At 49.1% G+C, this 25,282-nt stretch carries 18 protein-coding genes; 13 read left to right on the top strand and 5 right to left on the bottom strand.

Annotated elements, in window-relative coordinates:
* The 3 genes from HMPREF3144_RS00005 to HMPREF3144_RS00015 form a co-directional block, all read right to left on the bottom strand.
* Positions 1 to 7,588 (bottom strand): two-partner secretion domain-containing protein (locus tag HMPREF3144_RS00005; RefSeq protein ID WP_141742698.1); only part of this gene is annotated, 7,588 nt, incomplete at its 3' end.
* A 63-nt stretch (positions 7,589 to 7,651) separates the two neighbouring features.
* Positions 7,652 to 9,394, bottom strand: a complete 1,743-nt coding sequence (locus HMPREF3144_RS00010) for a ShlB/FhaC/HecB family hemolysin secretion/activation protein (RefSeq protein WP_018025811.1) — start codon at positions 9,392 to 9,394, stop codon at positions 7,652 to 7,654.
* A gap of 418 nt (positions 9,395 to 9,812) precedes the next feature.
* Entirely contained in the window at positions 9,813 to 10,742 is a 930-nt protein-coding gene (locus HMPREF3144_RS00015) for a cytochrome c oxidase assembly protein (protein ID WP_026156766.1), read from the bottom strand.
* A gap of 108 nt (positions 10,743 to 10,850) precedes the next feature.
* On the opposite strand from HMPREF3144_RS00015, the gene dusB reads away from it, so the two are divergent.
* Genes dusB through ruvB form a run of 6 tightly spaced genes read left to right on the top strand, consistent with a single transcriptional unit; the run spans position 10,851 to position 16,022 of the window.
* Positions 10,851 to 11,843 carry a tRNA dihydrouridine synthase DusB gene (gene dusB / locus HMPREF3144_RS00020; RefSeq protein ID WP_036558076.1) on the top strand — a complete coding sequence of 331 codons (993 nt, stop codon included), beginning with the start codon at positions 10,851 to 10,853 and terminating at the stop codon, positions 11,841 to 11,843.
* A gap of 59 nt (positions 11,844 to 11,902) precedes the next feature.
* Entirely contained in the window at positions 11,903 to 12,154 is a 252-nt protein-coding gene (locus HMPREF3144_RS00025) for a helix-turn-helix domain-containing protein (protein WP_018025814.1), read from the top strand.
* A gap of 6 nt (positions 12,155 to 12,160) precedes the next feature.
* Positions 12,161 to 13,753, top strand: a complete 1,593-nt coding sequence (gene purH / locus HMPREF3144_RS00030; RefSeq protein WP_036558072.1) for a bifunctional phosphoribosylaminoimidazolecarboxamide formyltransferase/IMP cyclohydrolase — start codon at positions 12,161 to 12,163, stop codon at positions 13,751 to 13,753.
* 29 nt (positions 13,754 to 13,782) lie between these two features.
* On the top strand, positions 13,783 to 14,328 hold the full coding sequence (gene ruvC / locus HMPREF3144_RS00035; RefSeq protein ID WP_070475520.1) for a crossover junction endodeoxyribonuclease RuvC: 546 nt from the start codon (positions 13,783 to 13,785) through the stop codon (positions 14,326 to 14,328).
* A 20-nt stretch (positions 14,329 to 14,348) separates the two neighbouring features.
* A complete protein-coding gene (gene ruvA, locus HMPREF3144_RS00040; RefSeq protein ID WP_036558068.1) occupies positions 14,349 to 14,924 on the top strand; it encodes a Holliday junction branch migration protein RuvA in 576 nt (191 codons plus the stop codon).
* Between the two features lie 18 nt (positions 14,925 to 14,942).
* Complete coding sequence (gene ruvB / locus HMPREF3144_RS00045; RefSeq protein ID WP_018025818.1) at positions 14,943 to 16,022, top strand: Holliday junction branch migration DNA helicase RuvB; 1,080 nt, start codon at positions 14,943 to 14,945, stop codon at positions 16,020 to 16,022.
* On the opposite strand, the gene recQ is transcribed toward ruvB, so the two are convergent.
* Positions 16,014 to 17,840: a DNA helicase RecQ gene (gene recQ / locus HMPREF3144_RS00050; RefSeq protein WP_070475523.1), complete on the bottom strand. Its 1,827-nt coding sequence runs from the start codon at positions 17,838 to 17,840 to the stop codon at positions 16,014 to 16,016. The genes ruvB and recQ overlap by 9 nt on opposite strands.
* Before the next feature lie 118 nt (positions 17,841 to 17,958).
* Between recQ and HMPREF3144_RS00055 the strand changes: the two genes are divergently transcribed.
* From HMPREF3144_RS00055 to HMPREF3144_RS00065, 3 genes are read left to right on the top strand one after another with little or no spacing between them, the layout of a single operon-like run.
* Complete coding sequence (locus tag HMPREF3144_RS00055; RefSeq protein ID WP_070475526.1) at positions 17,959 to 19,029, top strand: FAD-dependent oxidoreductase; 1,071 nt, start codon at positions 17,959 to 17,961, stop codon at positions 19,027 to 19,029.
* A 13-nt stretch (positions 19,030 to 19,042) separates the two neighbouring features.
* A complete protein-coding gene (gene thiS / locus HMPREF3144_RS00060; protein WP_048766793.1) occupies positions 19,043 to 19,264 on the top strand; it encodes a sulfur carrier protein ThiS in 222 nt (73 codons plus the stop codon).
* 6 nt (positions 19,265 to 19,270) lie between these two features.
* Positions 19,271 to 20,086, top strand: a complete 816-nt coding sequence (locus tag HMPREF3144_RS00065) for a thiazole synthase (protein ID WP_018025822.1) — start codon at positions 19,271 to 19,273, stop codon at positions 20,084 to 20,086.
* A 97-nt stretch (positions 20,087 to 20,183) separates the two neighbouring features.
* Here HMPREF3144_RS00065 and HMPREF3144_RS00070 read toward each other — a convergent pair whose 3' ends face one another.
* Positions 20,184 to 20,840 (bottom strand): peroxiredoxin, encoded by a 657-nt coding sequence (locus HMPREF3144_RS00070; RefSeq protein ID WP_018025823.1) that lies wholly within the window; start codon positions 20,838 to 20,840, stop codon positions 20,184 to 20,186.
* Between the two features lie 232 nt (positions 20,841 to 21,072).
* Here HMPREF3144_RS00070 and HMPREF3144_RS00075 point away from each other — a divergent pair, with 232 nt between their 5' ends.
* The 4 genes from HMPREF3144_RS00075 to pyrF all read left to right on the top strand — a co-directional run bounded on the left by HMPREF3144_RS00075 (position 21,073) and on the right by pyrF (position 25,260).
* Positions 21,073 to 22,029 (top strand): AEC family transporter, encoded by a 957-nt coding sequence (locus HMPREF3144_RS00075; RefSeq protein WP_036558061.1) that lies wholly within the window; start codon positions 21,073 to 21,075, stop codon positions 22,027 to 22,029.
* A 165-nt stretch (positions 22,030 to 22,194) separates the two neighbouring features.
* Positions 22,195 to 22,482, top strand: a complete 288-nt coding sequence (groES, locus tag HMPREF3144_RS00080; protein ID WP_018025825.1) for a co-chaperone GroES — start codon at positions 22,195 to 22,197, stop codon at positions 22,480 to 22,482.
* A 108-nt stretch (positions 22,483 to 22,590) separates the two neighbouring features.
* Positions 22,591 to 24,237, top strand: a complete 1,647-nt coding sequence (gene groL / locus HMPREF3144_RS00085) for a chaperonin GroEL (protein WP_070475530.1) — start codon at positions 22,591 to 22,593, stop codon at positions 24,235 to 24,237.
* 177 nt (positions 24,238 to 24,414) lie between these two features.
* Positions 24,415 to 25,260 carry an orotidine-5'-phosphate decarboxylase gene (gene pyrF / locus HMPREF3144_RS00090; RefSeq protein ID WP_070475533.1) on the top strand — a complete coding sequence of 282 codons (846 nt, stop codon included), beginning with the start codon at positions 24,415 to 24,417 and terminating at the stop codon, positions 25,258 to 25,260.
* Positions 25,261 to 25,282 lie beyond the last annotated feature (22 nt).

The following is a 25,282-nucleotide window of genomic DNA, read 5'->3' on the forward strand; positions in this document are numbered from 1 at the left end:
TCTCGCCCAACACCTGCGCACCGCGCAAGGTGGTCGTATCCCCTGCCTGTAATGTCGTCAGGCTGGTGCTATCACCAGTCTGTGTCTGGCGGTGCCTGACGCTGTCGGCGTCGCCGTAACCTTTGCCTCGATTGGCACCCGCAGTGATACCCACGGTCGGTGCGCCTTCGCCTAAGCTCATCGCTACCCCAACGTTCCAGCCTGAGGTGCTGTTCTGACTGCGACTGCGCTCGGTTTCTGTGGCCGGCAGCAAGATAATATCGTTCTCAGCCACAAGGTGCGTACCCCCTAAACCCAACACATCTGAACCGATGACACGCAGATGAGAGTCCTCGCCCGCACCGTGCGCGATCACGGTGGCTGTCTTACCCGCCAGCATCTGACTAGGCGCCACCGTATGGCCACTGTGTTGTTGCGATACGTGACTTTTTTGCGAACCAAGGGTTACCGACACACTGGCTTTTTTTGCGGCATCAAGACCAATCGGCTGCCCCTGTAACAGCTCCACGCCCTCATAGAGTCGCCAAGCACTATTCGCCACCGCCATGGCTTGAGTTCGATGGTTTTTACTCTCGCCAATCGACTCAATCGCATGCTGAATGTTCTTTGCCGCATCCACCACCGGTACACTCGCAGCCACGGTCAGACCACTTTGCTTATCCGTGCGTCGATAGTACTCAGAATACGGTTGCTCACCCGCAGTGATCGTGACAGCTTGGCCAGTGATCAGAACATCACCTTGGGGTGCTGAGACCGTACTGGCTTCCTGCCTATAACGACGGCCTGCCTGAATCACCGTATCACCAGCTAAACTCCCGACAAGGCTACCACGTAAGGTGCCATCACGTCGGTCATGCTCGATTTCTGTTGATTGTCGACCAATCGTAAAGCCGAGACCACCAGTACCAAAAACACCTGATTTCTTCGTTTTCTCATAGTAATCACTAAACGCATACTCCTTAGCCGCACTAAGGCTAATGTCACCCGCAGCGTGCAACTGCGTGCCGTAATCCGAGATCAGGTCGCTACCCATAATCTGCATGTCTTTACCACTCTGTAGCACGACCTGAGCCGCGGTAAGCTCACTCGCCACGCTCTCATCTCGCTCACTGAACCAATGTGTTTCTTTTGATTTACTGCCCAAGAAGCGACGGTGTTTTGTCACATGGCGCTCATCATGACGCGACTCAGCACGCCCAGCTTCAATCGTGAGGTTATCCTTGGCTGTCACATGCAAGAGACCATGCTCGCTCGTCAGCTCTGCTGCTCGCAGCGTCGCTTGCTCACCGGCGTGCAAATGGATATCTCCAACGGTCTGAATCGCAGTCCCCGTCTCTTGCCAACGTGCTTCTTTAGTGTAATTGCGTGCATCCGCCACGCTGTCTTGACGATACCCCGTCGTTACCGTCCCCAAGCTAAGATCACGGCCCGCAACCAGTTGCGTCTGCCCGTCCTGACCCGTATTGCTCACTAACGCCGCCGTTAAGGTGAGGTCCTGAGCCGCGTCAAGTAATAGCTGCGCTGCGTCGTTGGTTACCTGCACACTGGCTAATCGGTCAATGCCTTGACGCACCCCACTAAAATACGTGCCACGATCACCAGTCACTTCCGCTTCGGTGTGATAAGTGGCACTTTCTAGCATGAGGTCCCTACCCGCACGAAGACTCGCAACCTCAGTCGCATGAACGCTACTACCACTTAAGGTCATATCCCGCTTCGCCGTCAGCCCCACGCGTTTTGCCTGCACTCGGGCCAAGGCCTGATCCATACGGCCCGCTTCAATCGTGACCAACTCTCGACCAGCCACCGTGCCACTGTTCACAAAGCCATCGGTCACGCTCAATTCAACGCGATGGCCTGCCAATAATGCACCGCTATGAGCTAGATCCCCTTGACGTGGTTTCACATACACTCGTGGCACCAGCACCTCTTGCCTTGTCCCATCCGGTAACGTTACTGTCTGCGCCTCTAACCAAACGATATCACTGGTTAAGCGCGACACCTGTGCCGCGGTTAACGCAATCCCTGGCGTTAACTGATGCGCCTTGGCAAAGGTCACGCCCTGCTGCATCAATGCTTTAAACTGCGCTTCGTCATTTTCATAACCGTCTAAAAAGCGCTGACCCGTCAATTGCAGAATTTGTTCATTTAACAATCGCTGCTCGTAGTAACCGTCGCCTAAACGTTTCATCATTCGCGCAGGGTCCGTCGCCAATGCCTGTAACATGTAGTCACTGCTTAGCCATTGGCGATGGTTTGTAAAGGCGGGATCGGTTTCAACTAAATAACTGCCATGTTGAGCATTCACGCGATAAAGACTCGAGTTTGGCAAATGTACTCGTAGCATCTCGCTAAGCGTGCCACCGATGGTTTGAACTTCACCGAGCTCACCTTGGAAACTCAATCGATCCTCCCAAGGCGCTTGATTCGCATCAGGCGCTGGCAGGCGCTCCAAGGAAGGTGCACCAATAGCCTCCGCATTACCCGCAACAACAGTCGATTGTTGCGCTCTCGTTACCACCTCAGCTTGCCTTGCTAAAGGAGTAGGGGTCTCTTTCTGCGTATCAACCCGAGTAAATGCCTGATAGACAGAAACGGGAAGATCAATGGTTTGTACTTCGATGGCTTCAAAAGGTACTATTGGGCCATACTCCCGTTGATGATAACGTCTGAAGCCTCCACGCCAGCGTTCCCAAGCATAACGACTGTTACCTTTATCCTCTATCGTCCGCAGCCCTTTTGCATCAATTTGCTCAATCTCACGCGCATTGACCTTTAAAGCCTGACCGGCCACAATGCGGCTTTTATCATTGCTCAGACGATCGGCATTAATCGTTAAATTACCGCCTGCAATCAAATCCCCAGGCCGCGATGTCACAATCTGGTCCTCAAACACCCTTCGCGTAATCCAGTATTCCGTATAGCGATGCCTAAATTGATGTTGGTACTGCTGATTATAGGAATTAAGTGCGTCATTTAAGGCATGCCAACGTTGACCATCAGTGGCCATCCATGCCTGATAGGCCTGCTCATACTCGGCCTGCTTGTGCTCATGGGTAGACAGCGCTTCTCGGTAAGCATTCCAAGTCTGCTGCGCACTACGACACGTTCTGCGATCATCAGTATCAAAAATAAAAGCGCAACTTGTCGGTTCAGCAACGGTTGGTGCAGAGGGCACCTGTGGTGCGACCGGTTCAGGCACAATACCTGGGGTAATACCGAAATAAGTCCACGCTGGGTTATCGGGCCCATATTTATCAAAATTAGTGAGTTGTGTCGATAAAAAGCAAGTCGCCCCAAAGCGTGGCATGCACGTATTTTTTATCGACCACAACGGCGTCTCACCGGGTATCAACTGCGCATAATCTTCTGGGCCCTTGCTGACAAATTCCGACGCACGACGACTCCATTTACGCTCTTTCAAATCCTTCTTATTCACACGTGTGTCATAGCTATTTGAATCGTGCACGATAAAGTCCATGCGTTCAGGCGTAGCCACTTCGACTCTTTCCAATGCAAATTGAGGATTTTCATTTGCAATCGTCTGCGCATTCAGCTGCATGTCCCCCACCGACTCAATCGTGGCGCCACGATTGAGGAGAAGGCGAGCTTGACCTTCTGCCTGCTGTTGATCATTTAAACGGCGACCAATCGCTAACTCACCCCCACTAAATATCAACCCCTCTGCTTGGTTTTGAAGCGTTTGCACACCGATATCCACCCGCTCACGACCGGCAATCACCGCCGCCTTCGTGGTGCCATCAGTTTGTTTTTCTTCGCGGTTAACTAAGGTCGTTGCTTGTAGTGCCACCATATCACCATAGAGGCGACCGCTACCAATATTATCGATAATGCCAGTGGCCGTCACTCTCGTCAGACCGTGGCTATTTATTAAGCCGCGATTGACCACATCCCCGTCATTGGCAATCACGCTAACCGCCGTCTCACCCAGCAGCTCGCCACTCGCCGTATTATCAATGCGCGCTGCTTGAGCCGTTAAGGTCTGTGCGCTATACACCGTGTCGCGATTCGTAAATTGCCCTAGCGTAGTCAACGATAAATCACCACCCGCTTGTAGGCCACCCGTGTTCGTCAAACTCTCTACCACATCCAAACGCAAGTCGCCCGGCGTCTCCAATCGCGCCTTACTTTGTAGATCACGCGCAACCAAGGTCGTTCCCACAGTCCCTTGAATGATGCCAGTCGCATCTTGCGCGATCACTAAACGACGTTGTGTTGGGGTGTGTGCGGGGTCACGAATTGTCACTGTGTTGGCAGCCAAGATTTCTCCGCCCTCATTCTTCAAGTGGCGACTGGCTTGAATCCGTACATCACGCTTGGCGTGAATCTGGCCCTGCTGATTGTCTACATGAGCCGTTACCACATCAATCGTCTGTTTGGCAACCAATACGCCGTGTTGATTATTGAGTTGAGCATTATCCCTCAGTCGCAAATCGGCTCCTGCTGACACCTGACCACCCTGATTATTTACCGTGGTCGCCTGCAAATGAACGTGCTCATCGGCGACAATCAGTCCCGATTGATTGTGAAGCCTTTGAGCTCCCTGCACGCTAAGACCATTTTGAGCAGATAAGGTACCCCCTTGATTATCCACCAATGCGGAGCTCAACTGCAGCTGTTCCTCCGCTAACAGCGTGCCCTCTTGGTTTCGAATGGCCTCTCGCGCTGTCACCGTCAAATCCTCAGCCGCCACCACATGACTTGCTTGATTGTTCACCGTCTGCGCTTGGATCTGGACCGATTGCTCCCCCACCATCACACTGTCTCGATGATTAAAAGCTTGATTTGCGCTCACACGGATGGTGCCTGCCACAGAACTCGTCTCGGTTACGTCAATCGCTTTCGCCTTCAACGTCAAGCTCTCATCGACTAGCCATTCGCTATGCGTCGCCTCTAAACGCTCCCCGGCATGGAATTCCACGTTCTTAGCCTGCGCTTGAAGCCCATGGAGGCGTAACTGTGTCTCAGCATGATGCCTCAACTGCTCCCCCGCTTGGAGCTGGCTCGTTTCTAAGCTCAGACTGCCGTCCGACAGCAAATCAACCGTATCCTGTCCTGACACCACCGTGTCGTGTAAATTAAGCGCATGATCAGCCGTCACACGCACCGACTTGCCAAGCAGCTGAGACTCTTGATGATGCATCTCCGTTGCGTCCATCACTAGACGGTCTTCTGCTGAAAAAAGCGTGCCTTGCGTCTGTCCCGTCGTCGTCCGAACGGTCAGTGCCTGCCCTGCTGACCATACACCTTGTTTCGTCTCCAGCGCACCGTCAAGCGTTACCAGCGCATCGCCTTTAGCACTGAGCGTGGCATTGCTCGCTGTCAACTGCCCAGCCTGCAAGCGCATGTCCTGATGACTCAGTAACTGCGCACCATCCGCCTGCACCGTTTGTGCCACCTGCAAATTCAAACTGCCCTGCGTTAAAAACAAGCCCTCTTGAGCCGCTAAAGAACCCGCCTCAATAGTAGCCGCCCCATCAGCCACTAACCGTCCAGCCTGATGCTGCAAACCGCCAAGCGCCTTGACCACCAAATCCCCTTGGGAACCAAGTAGTCCACTGGTATTATCCAGTTCTGTTTCAATGTCGACAGTCAACCCTCCTGCGCCTGCCGCTGAGATTATCCCTTGATTGGAATGTAAACGTTGCGCTGTCACGTGCATCGCTTGTTCTGCGAGTAACTGACCCTCACTATTATCCACATCGCCCGTCGTTGAAATACGTAAATCAGACGACGTGCTGATACTCCCTTGACGATTATCAAGTTTCTGAGCAGCAAGTGTGATTGTATTAGGGGAGTAGAGACGCCCTTGACTGTTATCAATTTGACGACTTGTTAATTTTAAATTTTCAACCTCAATCTTGCCGCGGTTCTGCCAATGCGTTCCAGATGTCTGAAGCGAGGCGACCCGAATGTCGCCGTGATTACTAAAGTCCTGATTCACCGCCAGATGGATATCCCCATTCGCTAAAAGCTGCCCACTTTCATTGCTCAGCATGCCTTTAATTTCGATCACACCGCTGGCTAAACTTGGTAGTTTCTTTTGTTCAAACTGAGATGTGCCCGCTGTCTTAGTGTCACTTGAGGGTGTAACGGCAACAGTTGAGCCGGTGTCAGAAACAGCGCCATGAGAAAGCGTTTGCTCGTCAGCAAGCTGTCTTGTCGTGCCTAACTCACCGCGTTGATTCAATTGCCCAGAGGAAATCGTCAGACCTTGTGTGCCACTTTGCTCGATGGACGATTGTCGATTAAATAGCTCTTGGGCTTGAATATCCAAACGCGCAGCAACCACCTTGGCGTTATCAGTATTTGTCAATTGCTCAGTGTGCAGTCTTAGCTCATGACGCGCTGTGATTAAACCACTGTTATTTTTAATACGGCCCGCTTTTAAATTAACAGCCTGTGCCGCCATCGTGCCATGGTTTTCAATCGTTTGGCTCGCAACTTGTAACGCGGCAGATGGGTGACCCTCTGATCCAGCAGTGGCAACCATCTCCCCGCGATTTGTTAATTGCCCATCCGCACTTAATTGCAATTTCCCTTGACCAGCAAATAACTGCCCTGAGTTATTAACCCCGACCCCCTTGTCATTACTCACTAATACAATTGAATTAGCATACATGCCGCCTAAATGGCCAACATCAATTGCAATGCTCGCCTTGTCGGCGGAGCGCGCTTGCTGGTTTGCCTCATTGGTATTGAGTGATTGCTGGGCGCTGTTTACTTGATGTGCTAAGGTTACCGACTGATTAAGATCAGACCCACTAAAGCTTACCGTTTGTGTACCCGTTGAGACACTTAGGTCATTAGCCCAAATACCACCTTGTATATCAGCGGTCTTGGCAATGAGTTGCGTATAATTGGCGTCCTTGCTATTAAGCCCATCAGCGCCAATCTGTACCGTGCCCTGAGTAACTGACATCCCAGTCAATTGGCCTTGTGCGTTTAATTGCACTTGGCCTGTGGCTAGGGTGACGCCCTGTGCGTTAATAAAGCCTGCGCCATTGACTGCAATGCCTGCTGGGTTAGCAATCACCACCTCGGCGCGACGACCCGCCACCTCGGTAAACCCATGTAAGTGGCTCGGCTCTCGACTATTGACCTGATTCACAATCACCTTGGCTTCACCACGCGCCAAATGTGGGTTACCCTGAACCCAACCGGCCAACTGGGTTGATACCGCTTGGCGACTATTATTTAAAATAACCCCTTGGCGCGCAATATCAAACTGACTGTACTGGTTAACCGACACCCCGGCCTTCGTGGGGGTCTGAATATTGACTTGTGGCAGACCATTTGCTGTTTGCAAAATTGTCGCTTGCTGATGCTTTGCCGCTGACTTATCCGCACGAATCTGGGCTAGCGCCTCGTGACTCATTGAGACAGCACTTAGGGCCAATAAGACACTAAATGTCAGTGCTCTAACCGGAACATACGTACAAATGGGTAACGTTGGCTTCGAACCTTGTTCTCTTGATGCCTTACCGTTGCGGCTGGCAATATCGCTCACCACCATTAATTGACCACGTGTTTTATTAAAAATAATGTGATAAAAAGACTGATTCATATGTATCTTGTTACGCCGTCAATTCAAACCGCGCCATTCTATTAAGTGAGATTAATACACTGTCTAATAAGAAAAATTTAAGCTAAATCCAATCACTACACGCTTCGTTTTAAAGCCTGACGGTTTTTTAATCGGTGTACCGACAAAGAAGTCGTAGTACCCTTGCGGGTTGCTATGAGGTGATGAGCCAAAAGTCAGCTGCCCACGTAAACCAATCACTGCCCCTGCCAAGGTTTGTCCTAGTAAGTAAGATGATGATGGGCCACTTACTCGACCCACGTCGGCGCCCACATAGACTTGATGATTGGGTCGATATTGCCAAGCCACGTCATTACGCCAATACCAACCGCGCTCAGCCATCAAATACAGCTCTCCATCAAAGCCGCGTACGCTATAACGCCCCCCGATCGCCAATTGATCTTGAGTAACGAGTGGGCTCTTATGCCACTGCGCATGGACACGACTATCCCAGACTAAACTTTCTTGACCCAAAGTGAATGGCATAGACCAATTCACGTCGGCGGTTAGCACACGCATGCGTGAGGTGCCTTCACCAAACAAGTGCTCAGCAGGCTGCTCACTATTGAATATGCCCGTGCCTCGACGGTAGGACAAATCAAGCCCTAAGGTATTGGCTCCTATGAATTCCTTATGAGAAACCGATGCTTGCCACCCGCCCATTTTTTTGCGTTGCACATCAATTTCGGCATCCGCAATGTAATTATTTGAACGACGTTGCCATAACTTAAAACTAGCTTGCGTTTTACGTCGTTGATCTCGGTATAAGGTGCGACTCACACCTAATTCACGATTTAAACTGCGTCCGTTATAGTCATAATGCTCATAAGCGCCAGCCACCGCCTGATGGTATCGATAGTAACTTTGATTATAAAAAAACTGCCAATAACCCCAAGGTATCGAGTAATGCAAAGAGTAACTGTCAGTTCGCCCTTTAGTTCGATGACCATCGTCATCACGAAGGCTCAACCTATCACCTAGGCTACGGTTATATGACACATAAAACAAATCACTTAAACCCAAGAGACCATCGCCTGAGAAAGTGGTGGTGCCTATATAACGTCCAGTCTGTCGACTACCCGAATTATCAAAGCCCATACTGAGTCGAAATGGCACATGACGCTGCTGCCAATCCACATGCACATCACTGTACTGCGCCCTGTCTGCCGCTTCGATCCGTATGGATGTTTGCGCTGTAGGTAGACGTCGATAATTTTCTAGGCCTTGCTCAATATCGCGTAAATTAAACACCTCGCCGCGTCGGACTGGCATCTCATTTTGCAGCCATCGCATACGAGCATGTCCAAACCCTTGCGCACCGTCAGGACTAAGAATAACCTCCCCCACATAACCTGGGATAAGTGTTAGTCTTAGATGCCCCTGACTTAAGTCTTGCGCTTCAAGCACCACACGACTTGTGGTATAGCCACGATCAATTAAGGCATTTTGCGCATAGACACTTAAGAGCTCAATACCTTGAACGCCAACACATTGCCCCTCTTTAAACCCTGCGCGAGTTATTGCAGCCTCTAAAGCAAATTGAAAACGACTGGCCTCTTGGCCCTCCAAACTTAAGTTCTTGATCGGAAAGCATGGCGATTCCTCACCGATCGCTGCCAAGGTACGGAAAGACGGCTCCTCTAACTCAGGACCGACTAAACGCACATCGTCTTGGGATTGACGTGTTGCCTGCTGCAACGCCTCGCGTTGTTGCTGACGTTGCTCTTCAAATTGAGCCTCATTTGGGGAGGACACAACAGAACCAGATTGCGCCAAAGCGTTCGACATAAAAAAAGCCGACAGCCCAGCGACTATCGACCCACGTAAGAACAGAGAACTAACGACAACCAACGGATTTTCCTTATTCACTTAACGGGCTTAAATTAAGCAAACATCATAGACAAGTAATATGTAAAACTTATTAAATGGCAAATGATAGCTGCGAAAACCAACTTAACTATTAAAAATGGCAAACTCAAGCCTTGCTCTCGCTCTAACCCTAAAGTATGAGTCAATAACATTGGTTTAAACACGCATTAATGGCGCATCTTTTACTTATGCAAATCAATAACTAAGCTATACCAAGGTTTAAATGCCATCTCTCATTTTATTGCCAACATGCAGCCTAAACCAATATTCTCTTTTTAATCTTATTATTGCTTACTGCAAAATGAGCACGTGCTTTATATGTTCAGTTCACTTATATTCAAGCCGTCTTAACCTGTCTCGCCACATAATTCGTCGGTCTATTTCCATGATAAATCCGACCCTGAGCATGCAAACGCCACCACGTCATAGCCGCCACTAAAATACCAAAGGTTTCAACCGCCCCCGCTGGCACCCACATAATCAAACCACCCCAGCCCTGATCCTGTACTGCTGAGATCGGAATAGCACGACCACAAATTTCAAACAAGGGATATAAATCGGTCGAGGTAAAAGCAATATAAGCACCTGCCACAATTTGCGGCGCCATGGTAAAAACAGGTGATAGCACACGCTCCAACGGTGACATCACCGCAGGACTACCAGGCAAGGTACGTTTTTGCCACCACCTACCCAAACTGCTTTTAGCCGTAATGACTGGTGGATGGTACGGCCGTCTATCCACAATCAAATTCCAATATAGAAGACCACTCACTACCACCGACCAGTTCATAAAACGATAGATATTGACATTTAACATCGAGTAAAACTGAATGGTCGGGAACAGCCAAATAATCACTAAAAAGACAAACAAAGAAGGGATAAAGAGTTTATGGGTGAGCCAATAGATCAACGCCTGACCAAAGGCGGTTTGATTAAAACGCTGAAGCTGTTGACGCATACCACGCGTCATGCCAGCGCGCATAACTTGACCTGGATAAGACAGCATAATCATCAGCGGCGCCAAGTGGTGTAATACCAAATGCTGCGCACGGTGAATAAAAAACACGCGCTCAGCATAGTAATCCACATGAGTATGCATCGAAAGATACAATAACACCCATCCCGACCAAAATAAAATCTGGCGAGATGCATTGATGGGCTTCCTGCGGCTTCCTATAAAAAACAAATAAGCCGAAAGCAAAAAACAAATAATTAAGGTCGGAGAAAATTCCCACGGCCTTAGCCAGTGAGCGAGTGTTAAGTTCATATTAAGAAGAAAAAGCGTTTACTACCATCTTTGTGATGTGAATGAGCGTTATAATGCTCCATCGATTTTACAACACAATACTAATTTCCGTAATATTATTAAGCAGTTATGCAGATTGGTCCTTGGCAACTCCCCAATAATGTCTTTGTTGCACCGATGGCAGGTGTAACCGACAGACCTTTTAGGCGTCTTTGTAAACGCCTAGGGGCTGGTCATGCTGTGTCAGAAATGGCCGCGAGCAATCCCGAGTTGTGGAATACCATTAAAACAGCCAGACGCTTAGATCACCGTGGCGAGGTCGATCCCATTGCAGTACAAATCCTCGGTGCTGATCCTGAGATGATGGCACAAGCCGCCGTTTTTAATATTGAAAAAGGCGCCAAAATCATTGATATCAATATGGGCTGCCCTGCTAAAAAGGTCTGTAAGGTTGCCACCGGCTCTGCCCTATTACGTGACGAGGCACTGGTAGCACGCATACTTGAGGCCGTGCTGAGTGCCTGTCAACCTTATGAGGTACCGGTGACACTTAAGATCCGCACCGGTTGGGATGCTCAAAGCATTAATGCACCGACAATTGCCAAACTCGCCGAAAGCATCGGCATCAGCGCATTAACCATTCATGGTCGCACACGCTGTGACTTTTACCAAGGTCAAGCAGAGTATAAAACCATCGCTGCAGTGAAAAAAATTGTCAAAATACCTATAATAGCTAATGGTGATATTGATAGCCCTCAAAAGGCTAAGCAAGTGCTAGACTATACGGGAGCGGATGCCATTATGATTGGCCGCGCAGCCCAAGGCAACCCATGGATCTTCAGAGAAATTGCCCATTACTTAAGTAGCGGCAACTTGCTACCGCCCCCTACGCTCAAGGAGATGAAGGAGGTGCTCTTAGCGCATCTTGAGGAGCATTATCATTTTTACGGTGCACATACCGGTGTGCGCACTGCACGTAAGCATATCGGCTGGTATTTAAGTCGTTTCTCCGGCAGTGACACCCTACGTCGCCATTTAAATACGATCGAGTCTTGTCAACAGCAGAGCCAGGTGTTGGCTGATTGGTTTGAGCAACAAGCTGAGCTTGAACTAAGTGCTTAAGCCTCGATCACTCCAATGGTCATAACAAATAATCAGCTAATAACAATAGATTTTTCATCATGAATAAGCAGACCCAGACCCCACCATTGCATGATTGCGTGCGCGCTCATTTGGAGGCTTATTTCAACACCTTAGGAGACGAGGCGGAAGCCAGTCAGATCTGGAATATGGTCATGCAGTGCGTTGAAAAAGCCACGCTCGAAATGGTGATGGAAAAAAGCCAGTTTAACCAATCCAAAGCAGCGGAGATGTTAGGCATTACGCGCAACACCTTACGCAAAAAACTTCTTACCTACGACATTATTAATTAAACGACTATGAAACAAATCACTGCACTTCTTTCGGTATCCGACAAAACAGGTATTGTTGATTTCGCCAAAGCGTTAGCGGCACGGGGCGTAAAGCTTTTATCCACTGGCGGTACCGCCAAGCTCCTCAAGGACGAGGGACTACGCGTGACTGAAGTGGCCGAGTACACCAACTCGCCCGAGATTTTGGACGGTCGCGTCAAGACTTTACACCCTAAGGTTCACGGCGGTTTATTGGCACGTCGTGATGATGAAAATCATCTACGTACCATTGCCGAGCATGGGATTGATACCATCGATCTCTTGGTGGTAAATTTATATCCTTTCCAGCAGACCATTGCCAAAGCTGACTGCACCTTTGCTGATGCGGTGGAAAATATTGATATCGGTGGCCCCGCCATGCTACGTGCGGCAGCGAAGAACCACGGCACAGAAAAAGGCGGCGTCACAGTGATTATCGATCCTAGTGACTATGCTGAGGTGTTGGAGGAATTAGACCAAAAGGGCGAGACTTCCTATGCTTTACGCTTACGCTTAGCGACCAAGGTTTATGCCCATACCGCTGCCTATGACGGCGCCATCGCAGCCTACCTTAGCAGCTTAGAAGCGGCTGAACCGGCACAACATGAGACCCCAGCGCAAAGCACATGGCCGGGTATTATCACGGTGCAAATGAAGCAGCAACAAGCCATGCGCTACGGTGAGAATCCACATCAAAGCGCTGCTTTCTACATCGACACGAATACCCGCGCCGCCGGACTACTGAGTACGTACAAGCAGCATCAGGGTAAAGAGCTTTCTTATAATAATATCGCCGATGCCGACGCTGCTTGGGAATGTGTACGCTCCTTTAAAGTACCCGCTTGTGTGATTGTTAAGCACGCTAACCCTTGTGGTGTGGCAATGGCCGAGGGTCCTTTACAAGCCTATCAAAAAGCCTTTAAAACCGACCCGACTTCTGCCTTTGGCGGCATTATCGCCTTTAACCGTGAGGTTGATTTAGCGACGGCCCAAGCGGTGAGTGAGCAATTCTTGGAGGTTTTATTAGCGCCCGCATATAGCAAGGATGCCTTAGCATTTTTAGCGAATAAGAAAAATGTGCGCGTCTTGGAAATCCCTGCCGGCGACGGTCGCAACGCCTTTGATGCAAAACGTGTGGGCGGTGGTTGGTTAATTCAAGATCCGGATTTAACCCCTCTAGATCCAACCCAAATTGAAGTGGTCACCAAAAAACAACCGACTGAGAAGCAGATGAAGGATCTGTTATTTGCGTGGCAGGTAGCTCATTTTGTGAAGTCGAATGCCATTGTCTTCTGCGCTGATGGTATGACCATGGGCGTAGGTGCCGGTCAAATGAGCCGCTTAGACTCATCACGTATTGCAGCGATTAAAGCAGACGCTAATGGTTTAAGCTTAAAGGACACGGCGGTTGCGTCGGATGCTTTCTTCCCCTTCCGTGACGGTTTGGATGTGGTGGTTGAGGCCGGTGCCAATTGCGTGATTCAGCCGGGCGGTAGTATTCGTGATGATGAAGTCATCGCAGCCGCAGATGAGCATGGGATTGCCATGGTCTTTACCAAAATGCGTCACTTCCGCCACTAAGCAGCAGGGCAGAGGATGGTTAAAACTCAATGAGAATTTTGGGCGTTGACCCGGGACTTCGTAAAACCGGCTTTGGCATTATTGACTACCAGGATGCTAAGCTCAGTTATGTGGCGAGCGGCACCATTGTGGTGCCCACCGAAGCTGCACTTTACGAAAGACTACGGGCTATTGGCGACCACTTAGTTGAGGTGATTGACACTTACCAGCCCGATGTGGCGGTTATTGAAAAGGTCTTTCTCAACACCAATCCTCAATCCACCCTCTTACTCGGACACGCCCGCGGTGCAGCCATGCTGAGCCTAGCGCAAAAGGGCTTAGCCGTGTCCGAGTACACCGCATTACAAATTAAAAAGGCCGTGGTCGGTCGTGGTCATGCTCACAAGGAGCAAGTTCAAGCCATGGTGCAGTATATTCTAAAACTATCGGCACAACCTGCCCCCGACCCCGCCGATGCCTTGGCTTGTGCCATTTGCCACGCCCATGCGGGCGCACTCTCGCACACATTACAAGCACATAAAAAAAGCTCGTTAACCGTTAAACACCGTATTCGTCACGGTCGTTTAATAGGCTAGTTCGAGACTCGGAGTACGATATGATTGGTCGTTTACGCGGCAAAGTGATTGAAAAATCCCCTCCCCTGATTTGCGTTGATGTCAATGGCATTGGCTACGATGTCTTTGTGCCAATGAATAATCTGTACGATTTACCGGCGCTAGGCGAAGAGATTGAACTTTACACCCATTTTGTGGTGCGAGAAGATGCGCAACAACTGTATGGCTTTTTGCAGGACGCCGAGCGTCAAACCTTTAGAACCCTAATTAAAATTAGCGGTATTGGTCCACGCACGGGCTTAGCGATTTTATCTGGGATCAGTGCTGAGCAATTAGCGATTGCAGTGGCTGAGGATGATCTGTCTTTACTCTGTAAAATACCGGGTATCGGTAAAAAAACCGCTGAGCGCATGGTCTTGGAATTACGTGGTAAATTAGGTGCATTACCTTCAGCCACAGCGACTAATAGCCCAGCACAACAACGGCAGGACATTGCCAATGCCCTGATGGCACTGGGTTACTCCGAGCGCGAATTACACAAGGTGTTGCAAGCACTAGCGCCTGAGATTGAAGTTGCCGAAGGTATCCGACAAGCGCTAAAGCTTTTGTCCAAGTAATTGATCGATAGGGTGATTATGGCGATATTTTCCGATAATTTAAGCACGCAAACAGAGGCTGATACACGTCTAGTCTCAGGCCATGCCGCCTCCGGTGCGGAGGAATCGGTGGAGCGTGCCCTACGGCCTAAGCGCCTAGCCGATTACACTGGTCAGACACGTGCCCGTGAACAGTTGGAAATCTTTATTGAAGCCACTAAGCGACGCGGTGAGTCACTTGATCACGTGCTACTATTTGGCCCGCCCGGCTTGGGAAAAACCACCTTAGCCCATATTATTGCGCATGAGATGGGCTCGCAAATGCATCAGACCTCAGGGCCGGTGCTGGAGCGTGCTGGCGACCTTGCCGCCCTGCTGACCAATCTCAATAAAAACGATGTGCTGTTTATTGATGAAATTCATCGTCTTTCGCCAGTGGTTGAGGAGATTCTCTACCCGGCGATGGAGGACTTTCAGATTGATATTTTAATCGGTGAAGGTCCAGCGGCACGCAGTGTCAAAATCGATCTGCAGCCCTTTACCCTGGTCGGCGCCACCACACGAGCCGGTATGCTGACCAATCCGCTACGCGATCGTTTCGGTATTACACAACGTTTGGAGTTTTATACCAGCCAGGAGCTACAGCAGATTATCACGCGCAGTGCCCATTTACTCAATGCCGCCATCGCACCTGAAGGAAGTTTGGAAATTGCCAAGCGGGCGCGGGGCACACCACGTATTGCCAATCGTCTCTTAAGACGTATCCGTGATTATGCGGATATTCGCAATAACGGTCTCATTGATGCAGCCACCGCCAGCGCCGGCTTAGCTATGTTAGAAGTGGATCCCGAGGGTCTGGATCTGATGGATAGAAAGCTCCTAGAAACCATCATTCATAAGTTTAACGGCGGCCCGGTCGGGGTGGATAACCTGGCCGCAGCCATTGGCGAAGAGCGCGATACCATTGAGGATGTGATTGAGCCCTATTTAATTCAAAATGGCTATTTACAACGCACCACTCGTGGTCGTATTGCTACCGCCATTGCCTGGCAGCACCTGGGCTTAAAAGCACCAAGCACCCTCGGCGCAGCGGATGATGAGGCACCAAGCCTATTTTAAGAGGGCTAAAATTGCCTCACCGTACTGACTGATTTTCTTATCACCAATACCTTCAATTTGGGCTAAATCGGCTTGCGTTTGAGGCTGCTTCATCACGATCTGATAGAGTGTAATGTCTTTAAAGATAACGTAGGCCGGCACCCCATTACTTTTCGCTTCTTGTAAGCGCCATGTTTTTAATGCCTCAAATAGCCTTGTCTCAGCCGGCCCTAAATCAAATAGCGGTCTATTCTGAACCGGCATTTGATTATTGGAATATGCTTTACTGAGTGGCGGGATTTTTCTTAGCCAAATCTTCTTCTTGGCAAACAATAAATCCTCACTTTTTTTAGTTAAGCTATAGGTATTTCTAAAGCCTTCAGAGTGCATATCCAAATAGGCTGCAGCTAGCAACTGACGAATCAGCCCACGCCATTGAGCCTCATCCAATTCACGGCCAATGCCAAAGACAGTTAGGGCATCATGCCCTTGCTGCATCACACGAGCGGTCTTTTTACCATGCAGAATATCCACCAAATGCTTCGCCCCGCTATACTCCCCATACTCATGCTGCAATCGGTAAATGGTTGATAACAACTTTTGAGCAGCAACCGTCGCATCCCACAAGACCGGTGGCTCTAAACAAATATCACAATTACCGCAAGCTGCAGCCGTCTCACCAAAATAGGCTAATAAACGCTGACGCCGACAAGACGTGGCCTCACAAAAAGCCAACATAGCATTTAAGGCATCCATAGATCGCTGCTTAAACGCCGCATCCCCTTGAGAAGACTCAATTAATTTACGTTGCTGCATCACGTCTTGTAAGCCGTAGGCTAACCAAGCCGTGGCTGGCAAGCCATCACGCCCAGCGCGCCCGGTTTCTTGATAATAGGCCTCAATCGAGCGGGGCATGTCGATATGCGCAACAAAACGCACATCCGGCTTATTAATCCCCATACCAAAGGCAATGGTTGACACCATCACCACGCCGTCTTCTTGTTGGAAGATGCGCTGATTTTCATAACGCACTTCAGCGCTCAGACCCGCATGATACGGTAAGGCTCGGATACCAGCTTGCTTTAAAAATGCGGCCACTGCTTCACTTTTCTGGCGCGATAGGCAGTACACAATGCCCGATTCACCGGCATGCCGCTGATTGATAAAGCTGAGTAACTGCTGCCTTTCTTTCGTTTTTTCTACCAGCTCGTAACGAATATTGGGGCGGTCAAAACTGCTAATAAACTGCTTCGCACCTTGTAATTGCAAGCGCTCAACAATTTCCTGACGCGTTAACTCCGTGGCGGTGGCTGTTAAAGCGACTCTCGGTGTGCTAGGCCAACGTGCAGGCAAAATCGACAAGTCCAAATACGCTGGTCGAAAATCATGGCCCCATTGCGATACGCAATGCGCTTCATCAATCGCAAAGAGCGCGATTTGCAAACTATCGAGTAGACGTAAAAAACGTGGATTATCAAAACGCTCCGGGGCCACATATAAAAACTTAACCTCACCCCGAGCAACGGCCGCTTCCGCAGCACGCATTTCATCCCAGTCCATCCCCGCATGTAAACTGAGCGCTGACAAACCAAGCGCCCGTAAGCCATCAATCTGATCGTGCATCAAGGCCACCAAGGGCGATACCACCACCGCAACACCAGGTCGCAACAATGCAGGAATTTGGTAGCAAAGTGACTTACCAGCGCCTGTCGGCATTAAAATCAAGGCATCCTCACCTTGAGTTAGATGCGCTACAATCGCCTCCTGCTCACTACGAAATTCATCATAACCAAATACATGCCGCAACACTTCTTTGGCTGATAGCAAATCACCCTGCATTAATCATCTTTGATCGTCGTTTAGAAACATAGTAGTGTACCATTTCGCTTCACGCCTCAAGCAACGCAAGCGCACTTGCGGTAGGATATAATAATTCTTTGCTTTCACTGGATGTCTTATGCAAATTGGAATTGCCGGAGCCGGCTTAGCCGGACGTTTACTAGCCTATGCCTTATCGACACATGGCTATCAGGTAGCGGTTTTTGATCCAGCGCCTGACGCTCACGCACGGGTCGCTGCCGGTTGGACCGCTGCTGGGATGCTATGCCCCTTAGCAGAAATGGATACGGGTGATGATGATGTGTATGCCTTAGGTCAGCGCTCCTTAGCGATTTGGGCTGCGCTTGCCGAGCGCATGGACAATCGCATTGATCTACGTCTCAAAGGTAGTTTGATGCTTGCCCACCAGGGTGATGAGGGTGCCGCCGAGCAGATGATTCATTTATTACAGCGTAAGACGCCTAATCCAGAGGATACGCCCAGAGCCATCACGATCAAGGAGCTGAGGGACTTAGAGCCTGCCATTCAGGGTCCGGCGCATGCGTGGCTGCTACCGCAAGAGGGACAGGTTGACACGGGTCTAGCCATGCGTGCCTTATGCGCAGAGGCTAAGGACGTGAGCTGGCATTGGGGCGTGCAGGTGGATAGTTTACATCCGGGCGAGATAGTGGTGGGTGATAAACGGCATCATTTTGATTGGGTCTTTGATTGTCGTGGCGTTGGTGCCAGACGCTTGAAATACCCACACCCCACCGAGCTTTCCTGTCAAAATATACGTGGTGTGCGCGGTGAAATTTTTTGGGTGCAAGCGCCCGAGGTGGCGTTACATCGACCGCTGCGCCTATTGCATCCACGCTATCAGGTCTATATCGTACCGCGGCAAAACAATATTTTTGTGATTGGTGCGAGCTCCATTGAAAGCGAGGATCGATCACCGGTTTCTTTACGAACCACCGTGGAGCTCCTAGCCGCGGCACATAGTGTGTTACCTGGCTTAGCCGAGGCACGATTAGTTCACACTGAAACTAATTTACGCCCAGCCTTGGTGGATAACTTCCCACGCATTGAAACTGAGCAGGGTTTAAGTCGCATTAATGGTCTCTTCAGACATGGTTGGATGATTGCGCCTGCCATGATCGAGGATGCCCTCAATGCGGCTTTGGAGATACCCGTTTTAGCAACGCTTTAAGGTAGAGTTAAGCATGATTACGATAAAGATTAATGGAGAAGACAGACAGTTCCCAGCCGACATCACCTTGTCGCAAGTGGTCGAAGCATGGCAGCGTGAGACGGCGCAAGCGCTCGACCCCAGCTTAGTTGCGACCGCCGTCAATGAGGTGTTTGTGCCGCGTCAGCAGCGCACTGACTACATTTTAAAAGCACACGATGAAGTGTTTACCTTTTCACCGATCACTGGGGGCTAAGTCACGATGTCAACTACTTTTAACATTGGTGGCGTCAGCCTCAACAGTCGTTTTTTCTTAGGTACCGCACTCTACCCCTCGCCTGCTGTTTTAGCTCAGGCAATTGAGGCAGCCGAGACAGATGTAATTACCGTTGGACTTAAGCGTCAGTTACCAGCGGGTGCAAATCCTCTAACCCAAAGCACGACGGAGGGGGTGGATAATCCTTTTTTCCAGATTCTTAAGCAAAGCGGCAAGCACTTACTGCCAAATACCGCTGGCTGTAAAACTGCCCGTGAAGCCATTACCCTTGCCCATATGGCGCGTGAAATCTTTGAGACACATTGGATTAAGCTCGAAGTCATTGGTGATGACTACACCCTGCAGCCCGATCCGATTAACTTAATTGATGCAGCCGAGCAGCTAGTTAAGGACGGCTTTGAGGTCTTCCCCTACTGCACGGATGATTTAGTCACCTGCCGCCGATTATTGGATGTTGGTTGTAAGCTATTGATGCCATGGGGTGCGCCTATCGGCTCGGGTCAGGGCTTGACCAATCCTCATGCCTTACGCATTTTGCGCAACCGCTTACCCGATGTCCCGCTGATAGTAGATGCCGGTATCGGCTCCCCAGCGGATGCCGCCATCGCCATGCAAATGGGCTTTGATGGGGTACTACTGAATTCAGCCGTGGCCAAGGCGCATGATCCCGTCAAGATGGCGGAAGCCTTTAAACTGGCTGTGCGCTCTGGCCGTCTAGCCTATGAGGCTGGCATCATGTCCAAGCAGGATATGGCCTCACCAAGCACACCGGTCACTGGCAGACCCTTTTTGTTAGACTAGCGGATGCTAGCACATAAGTAAATTTAAGGCCCGAGCGACTTAACGCTACGGGCCTTAATTAAATGAAGCAATGACGCTTTAAGCTGCGTGGCGCCAATTACTTAGACGGGCACTTAGCAAAACGTAGATAAGGCAGGACCTTATTAAGCTCACCAAATTTTGCTTCAGCTTGTGAATCATCAAGGCTTAAAGCCACAATCACATCCTCACCCGGCTGCCAGTCAGCAGGCGTAGCAAGGGCCACACCATCTGTCGCCTGAATAGCGTCTAAGGCACGTAAAATTTCGCTAAAGTTACGACCAACAGACATTGGGTAGGTTAAGCTTAAACGAATCTTCTTATCAGGACCAATAATAAATACCGTACGTACGGTGGCACTATCGGCTGCCGTACGACCGTCAGGCAAATAAGCCTCTGCTGGCAGCATATCGTAAAGCTTTGCCACGTTTAGTGAGGTATCGTCAATAATCGGGAAGTTAGCAGGCACCTTGGCAAAGTGACTGATGTCATTTTTCCACTTCACATGCTCGTCAACACTATCCACCGACACACCGATCACCTTGGTGTTACGCTTTTCAAACTCAGCCGCTAATCTTGCAACAGCACCGAATTCAGTCGTACATACCGGGGTAAAATCCTTAGGGTGAGAGAAAATAATTGCGTAGCTGTCACCAATCCAATCGTGGAACTTAATTTCGCCCTCGGTGGTATCAGCAGTAAAATCTGGTGCGATATCGTTAATACGTAATGACATAAACACTCCTTCGTCTGGTAGATAATTCAATACAGCTTAAATAACATAACACATCAAGCCGTAAATAATTAGAATCGCCGATAACTCTGATAGACTTAATCAGCGAAGCGATAATTAAGATACTAACATAGTCACTCATTACCGCTAAATAAAAATATCTACCATTTATATAACGCATAGCTATTACTGATATCTATATACTTTTGCTTTGTTATAACCCGGATTTATATCAATGATCACGATTCTCAACATTACCCTGCCGCTTTTTCTACTGATCGGCGTAGGTTACGGTGCGGTTAAGTTAGGCTTTTTAAGCTTGGAAAATAATAAGGGGCTAGGCAGTTTTGTACTTAACTTTGCCTATCCTGCCTTGGTGTTTAATGCCATTTCTACCCTAGATATTAGCAGCGCCTTTTTATTTGACTATGTGTTTGTCTATGGTGGTATCACCATCTGCCTATACTGGGCCGGACTACTCATCAGCCTTAAAGTACTGGGTCGCACGGCGGTACAATCTGCGCTCAATGGCTTAGGGCTCATCTTTTGTAATACCGCTTTTTTAGGCTATCCGGTATTAGCGCAGGTCATCGGCTTAGAACAAGCCGCTATTTTTCTCAGCATGAACCTGCTTTTTGAAAATTTGTTGGGCGTACTACCCACCATTTTGCTCTGCGAACTATCGTCTGGTAAAAAGAAAAACCTCTTTAAATTATTTCTCACCGCACTTAAAAAAATCGTTAGCAGTCCACCCATTGTTGCCATTCTAAGTGGGATCATTTTCTCCCTCCTGGGTCTGGGCGTGGTAGAACCCGTCAGAAAAACACTTACGATGCTGAGTATTGCGGCAGCGCCTGTCGCACTTTTTGCCATTGGTGCCAATCTTAACGCCATTCGTTTCCGCTCCAGTATCAAAGCGGCGATTCCAATTTGCCTGGGCAAATTAGTGCTTTTCCCAGCGCTTATTTTTGCTGGCTTTACGCTTTATGGCGTCACCGATCATATCACCGTGATGTCAGGCGTATTGCTGGCCTCCGCGCCCGCTGCTACGCTCTATGCACTTATCGGGATGCAATACGGTGAGAGCCATACCTCGGGCCATTTGATCGTCATGACCTTTGCCTCATTCTTTAGCCTCAGTACGGTCTTAGTGCTGTGGAATTACTTCTACGGCTTCCCTAATGCACTCTAGTAGGCTCAGGCGTCCGTTCCCGGTTAAATTGTAACAAAAGGTTAACCCAGCCTTGAAAGAACAAAATTCGCCCATATAATTAGCACTCATTGGGGCAGAGTGCTAAAACTCTCCCGTTTTCATGAGTTTTATAATTAGTTATTTAAATTCTTTAAGGAGTTTCACATGGCATTACGTCCTTTACAAGACCGCGTAATCATCAAGCGTTTAGATAATGAGCGCACTACAGCCTCAGGTATTGTGATCCCTGAAACTGCCGCTGAAAAGCCTGATCAAGGTGAAGTAATTGCGGTTGGTGCTGGTAAAAAAGCTGATAACGGCTCCATTATCCCAATGGAAGTCAAAGTTGGCGATAAAGTACTTTTCAGCAAGTACACCGGTCAAACAGTGAAAGTTGATGGTGAAGATTTATTAGTCGTTCAAGAATCCGATATCTTGGCAATTATTGACTAATCATCGACGACAGATGCTCTGACGCTGGGTTAAGACTCAGCGAGTTTTTATAAAGAATTTTTAATCTATCCTGAGATATCAGGCTCGATCAATAAAAGGAAATTAAACATGGCTGCAAAGCAAGTATTTTTTGGTGATGATGCCCGTTCACGTATTGTTCGCGGCGTAAACATCCTCGCAGATGCTGTTAAAACAACCTTAGGCCCTAAGGGTCGTAACGTAGTACTTGAGCGCTCTTTCGGTGCCCCTACCGTAACCAAAGACGGTGTTTCTGTTGCTAAAGAAATCGAACTAAAAGACCGTTTCGAAAATATCGGTGCTCAATTAGTTAAAGAAGTTGCTTCTAAAACCTCTGACAGTGCTGGTGACGGTACTACCACTGCGACTGTATTAGCTCAAGCCATCGTACAAGAAGGTATTAAGTACGTTGCTGCTGGCATCAACCCAATGGATCTTAAGCGCGGTATCGACAAAGCCGTTGCAGTTGCGGTTCAGGAGCTTAAACAGCTTTCTAAGCCTTGCACTACCTCTAAGGAAATTGCCCAAGTTGGTTCTATTTCTGCTAACAGCGATACTTCTATCGGTGAAATCATCGCTAACGCCATGGACAAAGTGGGTAAAGAGGGTGTGATCACGGTTGAAGACGGTAAGTCTTTAGAAAATGAATTAGATGTGGTTGAGGGTATGCAGTTTGACCGCGGTTACCTCTCTCCATACTTCATCACGGCGCCTGAAAAGCAAGTGGCTGCACTAGATGAGCCTTTTGTTTTAATTTACGACAAAAAAATCAGCAATATCCGCGACTTATTGCCTATCCTAGAGCAAGTTGCCAAATCTAGCCGTCCGCTATTAATCATTGCTGAGGATGTTGAGGGCGAAGCTTTAGCTACCCTAGTAGTTAACAATATCCGCGGTATTCTTAAGACCACTGCAGTGAAGGCACCTGGCTTTGGTGATCGTCGTAAAGCCATGCTTGAAGATATCGCTATCTTAACTGGCGGTACCGTTATCTCTGAAGAAACTGGTATGTCTTTAGAAACAGCTACCATTGAGATGCTTGGTCAAGCGAAGCGCATCGAAGTGGCCAAAGAAAGCACGACCATTATTGACGGTGCCGGTGATGGCGCTAACATCCAAGCTCGTGTTAAGCAAATCCGCGCACAAATCGAAGAGTCTACTTCTGATTACGACCGCGAAAAATTACAAGAGCGTGTGGCTAAATTAGCCGGTGGTGTTGCTGTTATCCGCGTGGGTGCTGCCACTGAAGTTGAAATGAAAGAGAAAAAAGCACGTGTTGAGGATGCGTTACACGCAACTCGCGCAGCGGTTGAAGAAGGTATTGTGCCTGGTGGTGGTGTTGCGCTTATCCGCACCAAAGCCGCTGTCGCCGCACTTAAAGGTGACACGCCTGACCAAGACGCTGGTATCCGTTTAATTCTACGTGCCATCGAAGCACCTTTACGCACCATCATTGCTAACGCCGGTGAGGAAGAAAGTGTGGTTGTGAACGAGGTTATCAAAGGCGAAGGTAACTACGGCTATAACGCCTCTACCGACCAGTACGGTGACTTAGTTGAGCAAGGTGTACTTGACCCAACTAAAGTAACCCGCTCTGCATTACAAAACGCTGCTTCTGTGGCCGGTTTACTACTAACCTCTGAAGCTGCTGTTGCTGAGCTACCTCAGGAAAATCCTGCACCTGCAGCAATGCCTGATATGGGCGGTATGGGTGGTATGGGTGGCATGGGCTTCTAAGCTAGCCACTATCACATAGCATCGCTGCTTATAGCATAAAACGGCGCCTCAATCTACGAGGTGCCGTTTTTTATTTTTTATTTTTATTTTGCGCCTATCGCAAGCGTTAAAGAGCGGTTAGCCCTACAATAGGGGCAGCTGATTTGATTTAATGACTGCTCTTCTCTAATTGATTGTATGTATAAGTTTACTGATAAATTACAAAACGCTTGGGATAAACAAAACTCTTTACTGGTCGTAGGCTTAGATCCAGATCAGCAACGCATGCCAGAGTCCATTTTACAAAGCAAGACGCCCATCTTTGACTTTTGTAAGGGCATTATTGATGCGACCGCTCCATATGCCTGCGCCTTTAAACCACAAATTGCCTATTTTGCCTCACAGGGTGCAGAGATGGCCTTAACTCAGCTATGTCACTACATCAGCACCACCTACCCGGATCTGCCCATTCTCTTAGATTCCAAACGTGGTGATATCGGTACCACCGCTGATCATTACGCCAAGGAGGCGTTTGAGCGCTATCGCGCTGATGCGATTACGGTCAACCCCTACTTAGGCTTCGATTCAATTGAGCCCTATTTAGCATGGGAAGATAAGGGGGTGATTATTCTATGTCGCACATCCAATCAGGGTGGCTCGGATTTCCAGTTTTTTGAATCAGCAGACGGTACCCCGCTTTATCTTGAAGTCGCTAAAACGGTTGCTGACAAATGGAATTATTCCGGTCAATGTGCGCTGGTGGTGGGCGCCACCTTCCCTGAGGAAATCGCCAAGGTACGTCAATGTGTCGGTGATGAGATGCCGCTATTAGTGCCGGGTATTGGTGCTCAGGGTGGTGATATTGAAGCCACGGTGATGGCGGGCGCCAACAGCAAGGGGCAAGGACTACTAATCAACTCCGCCCGTGCAATTCTCTATGCCAGCTCAGATATTGATTGGCAAGAAGCGGCAGCAGCAGAAGCAAAGGCCACACGTGATGCGATTAATGCCGTCCGCGAGCAGTTTTTAGCGCAACAAGCATAAAACCGCTAGTGCGTCGAGCCGT

The sequence above is a fragment of the Oligella sp. HMSC05A10 genome, assembly GCF_001808335.1.
Classification (GTDB): domain Bacteria; phylum Pseudomonadota; class Gammaproteobacteria; order Burkholderiales; family Burkholderiaceae_B; genus Oligella; species Oligella urethralis.

Bases quoted from the DNA above. Each gene is read 5' to 3' on its own strand.
- HMPREF3144_RS00010 (WP_018025811.1), bottom strand. From the start codon at position 9,394: ATGTCGAACGCTTTGGCGCAATCTGGTTCTGTTGTGTCCTCCCCAAAT.
- HMPREF3144_RS00015 (WP_026156766.1), bottom strand. From the start codon at position 10,742: ATGAACTTAACACTCGCTCACTGGCTAAGGCCGTGGGAATTTTCTCCG.
- dusB (WP_036558076.1), top strand. From the start codon at position 10,851: ATGCAGATTGGTCCTTGGCAACTCCCCAATAATGTCTTTGTTGCACCG.
- HMPREF3144_RS00025 (WP_018025814.1), top strand. From the start codon at position 11,903: ATGAATAAGCAGACCCAGACCCCACCATTGCATGATTGCGTGCGCGCT.
- purH (WP_036558072.1), top strand. From the start codon at position 12,161: ATGAAACAAATCACTGCACTTCTTTCGGTATCCGACAAAACAGGTATT.
- ruvC (WP_070475520.1), top strand. From the start codon at position 13,783: ATGAGAATTTTGGGCGTTGACCCGGGACTTCGTAAAACCGGCTTTGGC.
- ruvA (WP_036558068.1), top strand. From the start codon at position 14,349: ATGATTGGTCGTTTACGCGGCAAAGTGATTGAAAAATCCCCTCCCCTG.
- ruvB (WP_018025818.1), top strand. From the start codon at position 14,943: ATGGCGATATTTTCCGATAATTTAAGCACGCAAACAGAGGCTGATACA.
- recQ (WP_070475523.1), bottom strand. From the start codon at position 17,840: ATGCAGGGTGATTTGCTATCAGCCAAAGAAGTGTTGCGGCATGTATTT.
- HMPREF3144_RS00055 (WP_070475526.1), top strand. From the start codon at position 17,959: ATGCAAATTGGAATTGCCGGAGCCGGCTTAGCCGGACGTTTACTAGCC.
- thiS (WP_048766793.1), top strand. From the start codon at position 19,043: ATGATTACGATAAAGATTAATGGAGAAGACAGACAGTTCCCAGCCGAC.
- HMPREF3144_RS00065 (WP_018025822.1), top strand. From the start codon at position 19,271: ATGTCAACTACTTTTAACATTGGTGGCGTCAGCCTCAACAGTCGTTTT.
- HMPREF3144_RS00070 (WP_018025823.1), bottom strand. From the start codon at position 20,840: ATGTCATTACGTATTAACGATATCGCACCAGATTTTACTGCTGATACC.
- HMPREF3144_RS00075 (WP_036558061.1), top strand. From the start codon at position 21,073: ATGATCACGATTCTCAACATTACCCTGCCGCTTTTTCTACTGATCGGC.
- groES (WP_018025825.1), top strand. From the start codon at position 22,195: ATGGCATTACGTCCTTTACAAGACCGCGTAATCATCAAGCGTTTAGAT.
- groL (WP_070475530.1), top strand. From the start codon at position 22,591: ATGGCTGCAAAGCAAGTATTTTTTGGTGATGATGCCCGTTCACGTATT.
- pyrF (WP_070475533.1), top strand. From the start codon at position 24,415: ATGTATAAGTTTACTGATAAATTACAAAACGCTTGGGATAAACAAAAC.